The 14180-nt window shown below is 49.1% G+C and carries 8 protein-coding genes, 1 other RNA gene and 1 pseudogene; 5 read left to right on the forward strand and 5 right to left on the reverse strand.

Annotated features, from left to right (window positions below; genetic code table 11):
- The first annotated feature begins 358 nt into the window (after positions 1–358).
- Genes CMR03_RS23260 through CMR03_RS23270 form a run of 3 tightly spaced genes read left to right on the forward strand, consistent with a single transcriptional unit; the run spans position 359 to position 6180 of the window.
- Positions 359–2668 (forward strand): tellurite resistance TerB family protein, encoded by a 2310-nt coding sequence (locus tag CMR03_RS23260; protein ID WP_096012790.1) that lies wholly within the window; start codon positions 359–361, stop codon positions 2666–2668.
- A 3-nt stretch (positions 2669–2671) separates the two neighbouring features.
- A complete protein-coding gene (locus CMR03_RS23265; protein ID WP_096012791.1) occupies positions 2672–3985 on the forward strand; it encodes an ATP-binding protein in 1314 nt (437 codons plus the stop codon).
- On the forward strand, positions 3982–6180 hold the full coding sequence (locus CMR03_RS23270; RefSeq protein ID WP_096012792.1) for a DEAD/DEAH box helicase: 2199 nt from the start codon (positions 3982–3984) through the stop codon (positions 6178–6180). Before CMR03_RS23265 ends, CMR03_RS23270 begins: the two co-directional genes overlap by 4 nt.
- Before the next feature lie 490 nt (positions 6181–6670).
- On the opposite strand, the gene CMR03_RS23275 is transcribed toward CMR03_RS23270, so the two are convergent.
- The 4 genes and pseudogenes from CMR03_RS23275 to smpB all read right to left on the reverse strand — a co-directional run bounded on the left by CMR03_RS23275 (position 6671) and on the right by smpB (position 12772).
- Positions 6671–10294, reverse strand: coding sequence for a DEAD/DEAH box helicase (locus CMR03_RS23275; protein WP_096012793.1), 3624 nt, complete (start codon positions 10292–10294; stop codon positions 6671–6673).
- Positions 10295–10482: 188 nt separating this feature from the next.
- A pseudogene (locus CMR03_RS23280) lies at positions 10483–11690 on the reverse strand (integrase domain-containing protein).
- Positions 11691–11883: 193 nt separating this feature from the next.
- Positions 11884–12246, reverse strand: a transfer-messenger RNA (tmRNA) gene (ssrA, locus tag CMR03_RS23285).
- 43 nt (positions 12247–12289) lie between these two features.
- Complete coding sequence (gene smpB, locus CMR03_RS23290; protein ID WP_063880613.1) at positions 12290–12772, reverse strand: SsrA-binding protein SmpB; 483 nt, start codon at positions 12770–12772, stop codon at positions 12290–12292.
- Positions 12773–12930: 158 nt separating this feature from the next.
- Here smpB and CMR03_RS23295 point away from each other — a divergent pair, with 158 nt between their 5' ends.
- Positions 12931–13365 (forward strand): type II toxin-antitoxin system RatA family toxin, encoded by a 435-nt coding sequence (locus CMR03_RS23295; RefSeq protein WP_063880612.1) that lies wholly within the window; start codon positions 12931–12933, stop codon positions 13363–13365.
- Complete coding sequence (locus CMR03_RS23300; protein WP_063880611.1) at positions 13358–13651, forward strand: RnfH family protein; 294 nt, start codon at positions 13358–13360, stop codon at positions 13649–13651. Before CMR03_RS23295 ends, CMR03_RS23300 begins: the two co-directional genes overlap by 8 nt.
- A gap of 102 nt (positions 13652–13753) precedes the next feature.
- Here CMR03_RS23300 and bamE read toward each other — a convergent pair whose 3' ends face one another.
- On the reverse strand, positions 13754–14101 hold the full coding sequence (bamE, locus tag CMR03_RS23305; protein ID WP_063880610.1) for an outer membrane protein assembly factor BamE: 348 nt from the start codon (positions 14099–14101) through the stop codon (positions 13754–13756).
- Between the last annotated feature and the right edge of the window lie 79 nt (positions 14102–14180).

Genomic DNA, 14180 nt, shown 5'->3' on the forward strand with positions numbered 1-14180 from the left:
CACGTTGTTGTTGAAGACATTACTAACATAGCGGCGTGTTAATCAACGTGAGTAGGTCAGTGTCATCATACAGCCGTGATCTGCACTCCCAGTACATTTGCTTGCATGTTAACGTAACAGTAGTACAACATCATTCTAAAGTGCATTACCCAACAGGCTTTTTTAGACCTAAAAAATTCACTGCTGGTTAAGTACATTATTCAATGATTTTTGTCATTTAAATCATTGGTTTGATTTTGATTGTGATTTGCTTTAAACCCTCGCAATTTAGAAGTATTATTTTAAGATTAATCCCCTTGCTCCTTTTGCTCTCATCACTTTCCAGGTGTGCGTGAGGAATGATTTTAAGGTATATATCATGGATTTATTGAAGTTTTTAGCAGCGATTTTTATCATTTATTTATTATTTTTCAAAAAGAAAAAACGTAAATCCCCAAAGCCTTATGCTTCAAACCTTGTCAAAGCACCACCTAAAGAATGGATTGCTGACATCAAGAAAAAAGAGGCGGTTGTGCGAAAAGATGATAATAAAGATGATAACCTGGCAACCTTTACACTGCGCAGCAGCGGGGATGTAGAATTCCAGGTGACAACCAATCATCATCAGAAAATATCAAAATCTGCAGGAGCATTGGCTAGGTGGGTGCTTCCCGGAGAGAAGATAACTGTAGCTGGTGTAACTATTACAGGTGGTCACATTTACGTGGGGCACCGTATGAAGTCCACTGGAAAAGAGCTAAACGGCTATTATGACGATGGAAGTGAGGCATCATTAATTGATGACATGTGTAAGATACGACCTACTTCTTATCTTTACGAAGACAATTCATTAGGGTACTGGCCAGGTTTTTCCTCTCTTTCTCCAGAAGCACGTGGTGCGTATGTCAGTTGGCTTGCCAGTGACAGGTCTGACCCATCGTGTCCTATAGGCTATGTTTTTATATATCTCTACGGTCTGGAAAGAAAAGCGCTTGTGGATTCCTCAGACCAAAATTTCCCTGATGCTGAATTCCGTAATTTGTTCAATGAAGTCGCTCGGTTAAGGTCGGTATTCAGTGAGAACCGCTCCTTCCGTAGATATTCGGCCCAATTACTCGAAGCTATGTCTATTCTGCGCCCGGAAATGAATTTAACCACAGACCTCAATAGCGCATCAGGTTTCAGTAATGGCATGCAATTTAAGCTGGCTCTGGCAAAAACTGTACATGAGGGGATGCCTGTATCAGCCGAACTGGCGTTGAACTGGGTAATCAACCATACCGAGTATGCGCTGCGTACTCCGGCCCGCCGCTGTGCCAAAGAGTTTGCTGCGCTTTTCAAACGGCGTTACGCCCTCAGATATGGTGAGGGGATGGTCCTTAAGGCGAATAAAACGCGTTTGCGATTAGATTACGTACCTGCAAGCCCCAGTCTACGAGGTATTCGACTTCCTGTTCCCGACTTGCCTGATCCAAGTATATTGAAAGGTCCTACCCAGAAAATTATGACCCTTGCCGACATATGTACTGATGAACTTGATGCTTACAGTCGCTACCTTGGCAGGAAAGGTACGTCAGTAAATGATACTGCTGCAATTATGTTGCTTCCTTCAGAAATCGTTAATGAAAGCGCAGAAAAAATATTAAGCTCATTCAAAGCCTGGGCTGATGAGGCGATTCTCGATAAGGAGGGAGTAGTCTCAGTTGCTGATTTTTGGGCCCATATGAATGCCAGCTGTCCAGCGAAGATCAATAAAAAAGAAGCCGACTTGATGCAGGCCTTTGCACATAAAATGGGGTACAGTCTGGCACCTGATCTGTATTACCACCATATGAAGGCTGACGTTGATGGTACTCTTGTTCTATTCCCTGCCGGTGAAGGTGGACGCTTCTCGCCTTCTCCTGAATTTACCTCAGCTGTAATGACGCTCAGATTAGGTGCGATGGTCGCCTTGATTGACAATTCTCTTGATCAAGCCGAACAGAGAGTGCTTGAGAATGCCATTAACAATAATACTGGCTTCACCGATGATGAAAAGCGTTCTCTACATGCGTATTTAACGTGGCAGCTTCATACCCCAGCTAATATGACCGGAATGAAAAGCAGGATTGAGTTGCTGGGGGCTGCGGAAAAATCAGCGGTTGGTAAAGTTATCGTTAGTGTGGCCTGCTCGGATGGCACAATAGCGCCTGCCGAAATCAAACAGCTTGAGAAGATTTATTCAAGCTTGGGTCTGGATCCCTTATCTGTATCAAGCAATATCCATCAGCATTCCGCAACTGAACATTCTCTCGTTTCGTCTGTACCAACTGATCATCCAACGGCAGGGTTCGCACTGGATGTTAATGTGCTTGCCCGCCATGAATCTGCCACGGATGATGTTCGTAAATTACTAAACACGATTTTTACTGAAGAAGAACCGGAAGAATCAGAAAGCGCTCCAGCCTCATTAGTAGAGGAAGGAGGCCTTGATCCCGCACATAGCAAGCTTTATCGCAGTTTGCTGGAGAAAGAACAGTGGTCACGAAAAGAGGCGACAGAACTGTGCGGAAATTTGAATTTGATGCTCGGCGGTGCGCTTGAGGTGATCAATGACTGGTCCTATGCGGTGGTTGATGCTCCGGTGTTGGAAGATGCCGATGATGATATCTGGGTTGACCTGGAAATTGCTAAAGAATTAGAGGGATAGTGAATGTCTGTAATACGTATAAGAGTGAAAGAACGCGATGCTATTATTCAGTCACTTAAGTCAGGTGTTACGCCAAGGATAGGCATTCAGCATATCCAGGTTGGCCGCGTGAATGAGATCACCGCCCTCCATCAGGATATTGAGAGGATTGCTGACGGTGGTGCAAGCTTCCGACTTATCATCGGTGAGTATGGCTCTGGTAAAACGTTCTTTCTGAGTGTTGTGCGCTCTATTGCGCTAGAGAAGAAGCTGGTGTCAGTCAGTGCAGACCTTTCTCCTGACAGACGTATTCACTCATCGGGAGGTCAGGCTCGTAATCTCTATTCAGAACTTATGAAAAACATGTCCACCAGAAACAAGCCGGATGGTAATGCGTTGCTTAGCGTTGTTGAAAGGTTCGTTACGGAGGCAAGAAAGGAAGCTGACACGGACGGCACCCAAGTTTCATCAGTTATTCATAAACGCCTGGCAGCTTTGTCAGATATGGTGGGCGGATACGACTTTGCGAAGGTCATTGATGCATTCTGGCGTGGGCATGAGCAGGATAATGAAACGTTAAAATCCAATGCCATTCGCTGGTTGCGGGGAGAGTACACCACTAAAACTGATGCCCGTAACGATCTCGACGTTCGGACTATTATCTCAGACGCTTCATTCTATGATTCTTTAAAGTTAATGAGCCTTTTTGTCCGTCAGGCAGGCTATGCCGGTCTTTTGGTCAGCCTCGACGAATTGGTGAACCTCTTTAAGCTGAATAATACGCAAGCAAGAACAGCGAACTACGAACAGATTTTACGGATCCTAAATGACTGCCTGCAAGGTTCAGCTGAGAACATTGGTTTTATCCTCGGGGGGACACCAGAGTTCCTTTTCGATCCGCGTAAAGGTCTTTATAGCTATGAGGCGCTCCAATCGCGTCTGGCGGAAAACCGGTTCGCGCAAAAAGCGGGAGTTATTGACTACTCGTCTCCCACTTTGCATCTTGCCAGTCTCACCCCAGAGGAACTGTATATTTTACTGAAAAATCTTCGCCATGTTTATGCAGGCGGGGAGCCCGAGAAATATCTGGTACCAGATGATGCACTGACTGGATTTCTGCATCACTGTAGCAAAACCATTGGAGACGCTTACTTCCGTACCCCCCGTAATACCATAAAAGGTTTCCTGGACATGCTGGCCGTGCTGGAGCAAAACAGAACGATGAACTGGCAAGCGCTAATCGAGGGCGTGGCGATTGAAGAGGACAGACCCAGTGATATGGATGACGCCATTGTGGAGGAAAGTGACGACGACGGACTGGCGAACTTCAAACTATGAGCAGTGCCTACGATAATCTCGATCCACGCGTCCGTAAGTGGGTTTACAAGCAGGGCTGGTCTACATTAAGGCCCTTGCAGGAGAGTGCTATCCCGGCAATCTTAGCTGGTGATCGTGACGTGCTAATTAGTGCAGGTACAGCTGCGGGTAAAACAGAGGCTTTCTTTCTTCCTGCCTGTTCGGCAGTTGCAGATCTTACTAATGGATTTGGCATCGTCTATATCAGCCCGTTGAAGGCATTGATTAACGATCAGCATCGTCGTCTTGAGAGCCTTGGAGATGTATTGGACATGCCAGTAACTCCTTGGCACGGGGATGTAGCACAAAGCAAAAAGAAGAGAGCTCGGACGAATCCTGCTGGCATTTTACTGATTACACCTGAGTCACTTGAGTCTTTACTCATAAACTCAATGGGCTGGCTCAAACAGGCGTTTTCTTTAGTCGCGTACATTGTTATTGATGAGTTTCACGCCTTTATTGGCTCAGAGCGTGGCGTACAACTGCTTTCTCTGCTCAATAGAATTGACCATGTGCTAGGACGCTGGGTAAATCCAATTCCCCGCGTTGCGTTGAGTGCCACGCTGGGGGAACTGGATAAAGTGCCCGAGCTGTTGCGCCCGGACAAACGACTCCCCTGCGTAACTGTTACAGATAGTAATAGCACGGCCACTCTTCAGGTACAGGTCAAAGGGTACCTGGAGCGAGTACTCCAAAAAGAGGAAGAACTTCAGAGTTCAGCTGAACATGATGTTTGCGCTGACATTTTTAGACTTTGCCGTGGCGATTCTCATTTGGTCTTTGCAAACAGTCGAAAGCGCACTGAAAGCATTGCGGCAACGCTGAGCGACATGTGTGAGGAACATATTGTTCCCAATGAATTTTTTCCTCACCACGGCTCTCTTTCCAGGGAGTTACGTGAGGCGCTAGAAGCTCGTCTTCAGAAAGGAAATTTGCCCACAACAGCTGTTTGTACAATGACGCTCGAGTTGGGAATTGATATCGGTAAGGTTAAGTCGGTTATTCAAGTTACGCCTCCGCATTCTGTTTCCAGTCTGCGTCAGCGTATGGGACGTTCTGGACGACGCGGCTCCCCATCAGTTCTAAGAATGCTAATTACAGAAAATGAGCTTACTGTAACTAGCAGTATCGTTGACCAACTACGGCTGCAGTTGGTCCAGTCAATGGCAATGATCAGATTGATGATCTTTAAACAATGGTTTGAACCAGCTGATGCTCGACAGATGCATTACTCCACGCTGCTACACCAGATTCTTGCTATTACCGCACAATGGGGCGGAGTTCGTGCCGATCAGCTCTGGTCACAACTATGCCAGACAGGGCCGTTTAGAAATGTAGATTTAAACGATTTCAAAAGTCTGCTTAAGCATATGGGAACATGTGGCCTGCTCACTCAACTTGCAAGCGGCGAAATGGTTGTTGGGGCAGAGGGGGAGAAACTGACTAACCATTACACTTTTTATGCCGTGTTCAATACACCAGAAGAGTTCCGCATTGTCACCGGAAACAGAACCCTTGGAACAATACCTGTGGACTCCCCACTGCTACCAGACCAACACATCATCTTCGGTGGGCGGCGCTGGAAAGTGACAGAGATCGAGACAGAGAAAAAAGTTATCTATGTAGAGGCGACCAAAGGCGGTCGGCCACCACAATTTAGTGGGGGAGGAATGTCTGTTCATGATGCTGTTCGTCAGGAAATGCTCGCTATCTATAGGGAAAGTGATTACCGCATAGCGATAGGTAGCAAGAGAGTAGATTATGCCGATGCTGCCGCCAGAAACCTATTTGCGGAAGGCTGTAGTAACTTTCTGCGTTATAACCTACAAAATGAGTATTTTATTACGAGCGGGCAACACTGTTACCTAATCCCCTGGATGGGGGATAAAGTTGTGAATACGATTACAGCCTTGCTCATACGGTGTGGTTTTAAAGCAAATTCATTCGTTGGTGTTATAGAGATTGATGATGCAAGTGTAGCAACTGTTCAACAGGCGCTTAAAAAAATGCTGTTGTCAGGCTTACCATCTGCATTTGATCTTGCGAAAGATGTTCCAGAAAAGTACTTGGATAAATATGATGAGTATTTACCAGAGTCTTTGCTTGCGAAAGGGTTTGGGGAAAAAGCGTATGACATTGAAGGCACTCGTATTTGGTTAAAGCAACACCTTCAGTAAACTGGTTACATAAGAAGGGGGAGATGCTCCCCTTTAGATTTAGGATAGCGTTGCATTGACCCATTGAACTCACAGCACTAGACGGGCTAAAGCAGACAGATTTGATGAGATAAGGGTATAGATGAATTATCCATACCCTTGAAGGATTACTTCCCAGTTGATTTGCTTGGTTTCAGTCCTGGGGTATTGCCGGGTGTATCCTTATTATCACGCCTGCGTTGATCGGTTTTTCCTGTTGATTTTGCAATTGGTTTTGGACCAGGTTTAAGCCCCATAATCGTGCTCCTTAGCATTGTCAGAGGTTATTCCTCAGTGTGGATATAAGGGGAGCTGTAAGAATTATCAAGCTAGGATGGGCAGTGGATAATGACTACTAGACTATTATGTGAGCAATGTCAGTTTTTGACATATAGTAACCGGTCTGATACTGAAGTAGGTTGTAGATTGTTCGTGAGGTGGCCCTCAACAATGAGGGCCACCTCGGAGATTATCAGACTAATTGCGCCAATTGCCGATGCAGGACCTGTAGACTAGTTCCCGCCCCTGCCCATGCAGCAGTCGAGCCGACCACATACAGGTTTTGCTTGGCGCGTGAGACGGCTACATTGATTATGTTTGGCGGGCTTGCTGCCCACTGACGAGCCCTTTGCTGGCTAGTTTTCGGCGCACCCAGCAACAGGATGACGGTGTCCGCTTCTCGGCCCTGGAACGTGTGGATCGTGCCTACACGATCACGGCACCACTCATCCAACTTTACGCCGAACGCCCGCAAGAGATCAGTCTCACTGTCGAGACGCCGACGCATGTTCTGCTCCACGATCTTGAATGGTGTGATGATAAAGACGTCCGGATTTGTAATGCCCGATGCAGCCATATCTTTGAGCAACCGCACAACCGTGTCGCCCTCGTCGGGGCACCACTTCGTCTCGGCATCGCCATTGACGTCGATCCAGCGAGATCGCCCCAACACCGAGCCGATAGGTCCAGGCCTTCTGGGCCCGACAGCATGGACCATCTGCCCGGCATAGGCGATGGAGTTAGAGACATCGAACATTGGGTTCTGGCAACGCCTATGAACGAGGAGCGGCAATCCGACTTCTCGATCACCTACGTCCATGACGAAGGTGGATTTGAAGCGAGATGCCTGATCAGCAAGGGTCTGCGTAGATGCAGTGGGGGCAGACCATTCGATGTGGTCAATATCGAAGAACTTGCAGATTTCGGCGTTCAGTTTCTCGGGAAGCGAAACAACTGGTGGGATCTGCAACGGATCGCCTACCACGATGGTGCGCTTTGCCCGCATGATTGCTCCAACTGCTGCCTGAGGAACGGCCTGGCCCGCTTCATCGACCAGAAGCCAGCCAATACTCTCTGGTGGCAGATCCCCGAACATGGTCCGTATTGAGGCAAACGTTGTGGACACAGTCGGCACCACCATGAAAAGGCTCGACCAAAGATCAGGGAGAAGTTCACGGTGGGCGGAAGACTGGAAGGCACCAGCCACCATGCCCGACATTAATAGCCCAAGATTGTGTTGCAAGCGGCTGGCCGAAGCATCGATGAACGTTTTATGCACAGTCAGGGCAGCGGCGAAAAGATCCTCCCGCAGGTGATGAACCTCATCGGGAAGCCATGGCGCAGTCAGGTGGATAGCCTCGTGCTCGCGCTCGAAGAATCTCTCATCAACGACCCTGTCTCCCATGCGGTTTCGTGCCTCTGCCTCGGTTGCCTTCAATTTCGAGACAGCCTGACATTTGCTGGAAATTTCCTGATCGAGTTGCTGTAACTGGGACTCAGTATTGCTCCACTCAGTCCTTGCAAGCTCCAGGGCACCGTCTGTTTCCTGCGCTCGTAAGACTGATTGCTGCAAGGTCGCCGAGAGCTTCTGCAGTGTCGATCTCCACGACTTCCAGGCCGCAGTCGCGAACAAACGGGAGAAGAAACCTGGACGGCAAGCAAGATGGCTGTCGAGCATGATCTTGTCCTGCTCGATCTGCGATTTTGCCTTCTCATGCTCTCGTTGGCAGGATTCAGCAATCTGGTGTGCCTCTTCAACGGCTTCATTCAGACTCGGACGACGCTGTTCCACCCTTTGAAGTTCGGTGGTCGCTCCCTTGAGCGCCTGAATATCCCGTCGTATCTCTTCGATGTTGGCGATTTCGGCGTCGACCGTCTCCTTGAGTTTAAGGAAAACGGTTCGCGCTTTCCGCCAGGCCGCTAAAGCGTCAGCTTCGTTGGTGCTGGGCCGCTCATTGACGACTACACTGGGCATCACGCGATCAATGATTGCGCCAGTTCGTTCGTCCTTGATCTCACGCATAACGTTTATGCCGCGAGCTGCTTTCAGGTAGGTAAGTAAACCGCCGTCCTCATTCCACCAGAAACCTTGCTGGAACGCGCCTCGGTTACTGCTCTTGCCGAGTGCTGCGGCAATCAGTCCCCAAGTTTCGATAGGATCGGAGGGTGTATCGCCTTCGGCTTCGAAATATCCGGCGCGTTTGGGGTTCGCAATCAGGTCGCTGATGGACCGGAAGTAGGCGATATGTTCATGGCGACCATTGGCTTCCTTGAGAGGAAGCTCTTTACTCACGTTTTCGACCGCTTTGTTATTGGAGGAGGCTACGACGATCTCATGGCCCTTCAGAGAGGCATGTAACTTGTAGAAGTGCAGGAAGGCATTGGAACCGAATGCCAGCTTCTCTCCTGTTGTGGAAAAGGCATCCTGCGGTTTGTTGAAGCCTGACATTGCCGTGGCCCGATCAAGAATGCACCCAACGACAATATCCCGCAGAAGAGTGGTCTTTCCGGTACCCGGTGGCCCATTGACACCGATAATACCAGGAGCATCATTCAGCTCAGCACGCGCCGCATTCACGGCAGCCTGTTGAAGCAGCACCAATGGATGGCCGCCCTTCGAAGGCCAACGAGCCTGCGGCATGAGCGACGGTGCGACGAACGGCTCAACTGCGGAAATGGGCGATAGCACGTCGATTTTTTGGTCAGGCCTGCCAATTCCCATGTAGCGTCGCAAACCGGCTCCGGCTTTGCCCGTCTCGAGCAATTTGGTTGCTTCACCGAGATCTTCAAGATAGAAGGAATTCAATAACGAAGGTTCAGGCGGCGCCTTAGCTTTGAAATGATGAAACACCTTAATCGCAAATGTGGGTGGCTCAACCAAATGCTCAGGTACACCGAACTGAGACACAAGCCATTTATAAACGTTAAGAACAACATCCAAATCGATCGGTATGGGGTCTCCATCCTCGTTGTGGCGGCGAACCATTCGATCCAGATGCTCGATAATGCGCGGCTCAACATTTGGCCAATTCCCTAAGCTCCCAAGCTTCAGATCGAGAGCCGGCTTTAGTGCCCAGGCAAAACTGGAAACGGCGACGCCTTTGTTCTCAAGCACATAACCTTCCTTGTCGATCAGGATCGAGCCGATGGCTGCTTTCTTACCGTCCGGGCGTGAACGCTCCTCATCCTCGCCAAAAACCTTGACCAGCTCGTCCGTCGCCTTGTCGAGAGCGATGGCCCCGAGGACGACCTCGAAATAAAGCTTATAACTGGGCTTGCTGCGGGCATCTGGTCCCCATGGAACACCTCGCTCCAATAGAGCAACCCTGGAGCGGTCGCCGGTTGCCATATCCTCTGGGCGCTTATAACCTTGAGGTGATAGTGCTTCGAGGGCTGTCCATGCTGCCAGTATTGCTTGCGCATCATTCGCCTTATCTGACGGAGAAAAAGACGGGAGCGGACCAAGGTCGACCTGGTCGTTGCCGAACTGCTGTAGCATGACAGGGTCTGGAGTAGCCGTAGGTTGCAGTTGCACTACCGTTGCAGGCGCATCGCGGGGCACAACCTGAGAAGATTGCATGGACGTTGAACTGGGATGAAGCGCTGATAGATTGGAACCTGACATGGAGGCCACGCTGCGACCGCTATGTTCGGTTAGGGCTTGCTCGATTTTAGTCTTCAGCGTCCGCGCCTTGGCAGTGTTGCGAAAGGTCAGCTCGCTTAACAGCCGTTCAAGTTCACTAACGTTGTTGCGTGACCGTTCGAAGATGGCTTCCAGATCGAAGATTGATTTTTGCGCATACTGCCTTGTCGTCATTTATTTCTGTCGCCCCGTATCCCTTCAGTGGAGAGATTTTATGCTAATTAGCTTGTCTTCTAAAACTGTTAACTTCCGCTCTTCGCACTTATCGGGCTGAAATATAAAGTCTCATTCGGCCCACTACTAAAGTGGGAACCATCATTAATTATCTGTCACCCCGCTAAACGCATTCCTCTCATACCTTCCTAAATCATACTTCTACGATCCGAAGCCATCACGAAATCAGCCCATCATTGCATCATTGGACGTCGTTGCTCCGGATAATCGCTGTGGTTATAAGCACGTCGAACCCCATTCTTATCCACGTGGGCCAATGCTGCCTCAAAAACATCAGGCGCAAAACCCAGTTCATTAAGGGCGGTACTGTCGATAGATCGCAGACCGTGTGAAACGAGCATCCCGCCAAACCTGCGTGTTTTAGCGATGTATTAACGGTCTGACTGTTCATGGGTTGACTCGGCTTGGTAGGCTCGGAAAGATAAACTCTCGGTTGTCGCTTAACGGCTTCATCATTTCCAGAACAGCCATTGCTTGATATGACAATGGGACAGTATGGACGCGTTTAATTTTCATCCGTGATGCGGGGATTTTCCATTCTCGCACTTCCAGTTCCACTTCATCCCAGCTAGCCTCAGCCGCTTCGGCAGGGCGGGTGATGGTAAGAAGCTGCCGCATAAACAGGCATCGTGTTGAAAAGCTAATTCTGGTCGTTCACATCGTCTGCATCAGTTGAGGTAGCTGATCCGGTCGAATACTGGGCATGTTTTTCTTCTGCGGCTTCTCGAATGTCTTGCCAATATTGACACTGGGAACAGCATCAATCAGCCCTGTGTTCTGGGCATAGATCATGACTTCATTGATACGTTGGCAAAGACGACGGACGGTTTCCAGTGCTCCTCTGGCCTGAACAGGTTGAACGGCCTGAACCAGTGTGTGAGCTTTAATATCTGTAACGCTAACGTCGCCAATCGCAGGAAAGACATCTCTTTCAAGAGAGCGCCATATATCGTCGGCATAGTCTTCTGTCACGCTGGCTTTCTTCACATTCCACCATCGTTCAGCTACGAGCTGGAAAGTATTGGTTTTAGCTTCCAGCGAACTGCGAAGTTGTTCTTGCTGATGTTCCTGTGGATCGATTTGTTTCGCCAGAAGAGAACGAGACTCTGCGCGATAGTTTTTGGCATCGGCAAGCGTAACTGACGGGTAGGGGCCTATGCTCTTCTTCGCACTTTTCTTGGTGACAGGGCGAATGTAGCGAGACTGCCAGATTTTACTCCCGCTGGATTTGATGAGTTTCTCAGGGCCATCGCCATCGTAAAGAGCGTAGTCAGCTTCCTTGGGTTTTGGCAGATTCGATTTCCTTGACGGATATAGGTTTGGTTTGTCTTGCCATTGCCGGGTTTCCATAGTTTTGGCCATCCCAAAAACAAAAAAGCTTTATGAGGTGCCATAACAAGGTGCCTAAAAGATTCGAATTTTTTAGACTTCGCGGGACAAATTGAAGGCACAAAAAAACCCGCAAAGCTTTCACCTTGCGGGCTTTCAGGACTTCAGCGGACAATTCTGGTATCGCCGCGAAAGAATTTTGGTGGAGCTGGCGGGAGTTGAACCCGCGTCCGAAATTACTACACCGTCGGCACTACATGCTTAGTACAGTCTTTACATTCGCCGGTCAGCTGCGGACAGACACGCCACTGACAGACTAGCCTGATTCAGTTTAACGCTTCAACCCCAGGCAAGGCATCCGCGCGATCTCTTTTGGGTTTGACCTCTCTTGATCCCCGTCCTAAGAGCGGAGGCTAGGGAGAGAGGGCTCTAAGCAGGTTATTAAGCTGCTAGTGCGTAGTTTTCGTCGTTTGCGACTATTTTTTTGCGGCTTTTTACGAGGCCAACCGCCCCTCGGCATGCTCCTAAGGCTTCACAATCCCGTCGAATCCAGAATCAGCCCCAGAACTTCAAATACTAGCAAAAAAGCGTATCGAATTCCAGTGTTTAACGATTGGCATTCTTCATAATGCGTGCTTTATCCATTTGCCATTCGCGATCTTTGATGTCGTTGCGCTTGTCGTGCTCTTTCTTACCGCGTGCAACGCCAATCTTTAACTTACACCAGGCGTTTTTCCAGTAGAGCGACAGCGCGACTACGGTATAGCCTTCGCGGTTGACACGACCGTAGAGTGAGTCCAGCTCACGCTGCTTTAACAGCAGTTTACGGCTGCGGGTGGGATCGCAGACCACGTGCGATGAGGCCACCGCCAGCGGCTGAAAAGTGGAACCGAACAGATAAGCTTCACCGTCGCGCAGCAGAATATAGCTGTCGCTGATGTTAGCTTTACCTGCACGGAGTGATTTAACTTCCCATCCCTGTAGCGACAGACCAGCTTCGAATTCTTCTTCAATGAAGTATTCATGGCGAGCGCGCTTGTTCATGGCAATGGTGGCAGAACCGGATTTGTGTGTTTTTTTCTTTGTCATAATGCCGCGTATTTTACATCACTTGGTCGGTTATCGCATCCCCAGTCCAGCGGGGCAGCAGGAAACAGGCTATTCTAGCACACCATGACAATGAGGAATTTTTGTTTAATCGCTGAAAATGCTATTATTTAGCGGTTTTGTGACGAACAGGAACCATTATGGCTCAGATTAGTCGTTCGGCGCTGGTCCCCTTTAGCGCCGGACAAATGTACCAACTTGTAAATGATGTGGATGCTTACCCGCAATTCCTGCCGGGCTGCACCGGAAGCCGCGTACTGGATGCCTCAGAAAACCAAATGACGGCTTCAGTCGACGTGTCGAAAGCGGGCATCAGCAAAACATTTACAACCCGAAATACGCTGACTGACAACCAGAGCATTCATATGCAACTGGTCGATGGGCCGTTCCGTAAACTCACTGGTGGCTGGCGCTTTATCGATCTTGGGGAGGATGCCTGCAAGGTTGAGCTAAGCCTGGAGTTTGAATTCACCAATATGCTGGTTGAGATGGCATTTGGTCGAATCTTTAAAGAACTGGCTAATAGCATGGTGCAGGCATTCACCCAGCGCGCCAAAGAGGTTTACAGTGCCTGATATCTCTGTCGAGGTGGTGTATGCCCTGCCCGAAAAACAGTATCAGCACTATGTAAAACTTGAAGAGGGCAGCACGGTTGAGCAGGCTATCCGCAAATCAGGCTTACTGGAACTGCGGCCTGAAATCGATTTGGCCAGCAACAAGGTGGGGATTTACAGCCATCCGGTAAAACTGAGCGACAGCGTGCAGGAAGGCGATCGGGTAGAGATCTATCGCCCGCTTATCGCCGATCCTAAAGAGCTTCGTCGTCAACGTGCGGAGCGCGCGGCGAGCAGTAAAAAATAACCAGTTGGTACAAACTCTGGTCATTAAAAAAGGCGCTTATCAGCGCCTTTTTACATTCTGTGATACCCGGTCGTTTGTCGGTAACGACCTTTGCGTCTTCGATTAGTTATCCTGCGAAGACAGCGCTGGCTTGTTGTCGATGTTGGTCAGTACGCCGCTGCGGTCAAAGGTCAGCGTCAGCGTTTGCTGTTTCACTTTCTCGTGACCTGGCTCCTGACGGAACACGTAGTACCAGACATTGCTGCCAAAGGGATCTTTCATCATTGGCGTACCCAGCGTATAGGCCACCTGTTGCTGTGTCATACCGTTATGAAGCTTGGCAACATCATTGGCAACCAGATAGTTACCCTGGTTTATATCGGGGCGATAAACAACGCGCTCTAAAGTGGAACATCCGGCGGTCATCATTAACATTACTACTGCCGCGGCAGTCAGCGTTTTACAGCGCATCTATACATTCCTTTTCCGGGGCGAAACGCCTTTTACAGGCTGTTCTTCTGCCATCAAATTCTGAACTCTGCCTGCGGCA

Source organism: Pantoea allii (genome assembly GCF_002307475.1).
Taxonomy (GTDB): Bacteria; Pseudomonadota; Gammaproteobacteria; order Enterobacterales; family Enterobacteriaceae; genus Pantoea; species Pantoea allii.

Coding starts and splice junctions, on each gene's coding strand:
- CMR03_RS23260 (WP_096012790.1), top strand. CDS start 359: ATGGATTTATTGAAGTTTTTAGCAGCGATTTTTATCATTTATTTATTA.
- CMR03_RS23265 (WP_096012791.1), top strand. CDS start 2,672: ATGTCTGTAATACGTATAAGAGTGAAAGAACGCGATGCTATTATTCAG.
- CMR03_RS23270 (WP_096012792.1), top strand. CDS start 3,982: ATGAGCAGTGCCTACGATAATCTCGATCCACGCGTCCGTAAGTGGGTT.
- CMR03_RS23275 (WP_096012793.1), bottom strand. CDS start 10,294: ATGACGACAAGGCAGTATGCGCAAAAATCAATCTTCGATCTGGAAGCC.
- smpB (WP_063880613.1), bottom strand. CDS start 12,772: ATGACAAAGAAAAAAACACACAAATCCGGTTCTGCCACCATTGCCATG.
- CMR03_RS23295 (WP_063880612.1), top strand. CDS start 12,931: ATGGCTCAGATTAGTCGTTCGGCGCTGGTCCCCTTTAGCGCCGGACAA.
- bamE (WP_063880610.1), bottom strand. CDS start 14,101: ATGCGCTGTAAAACGCTGACTGCCGCGGCAGTAGTAATGTTAATGATG.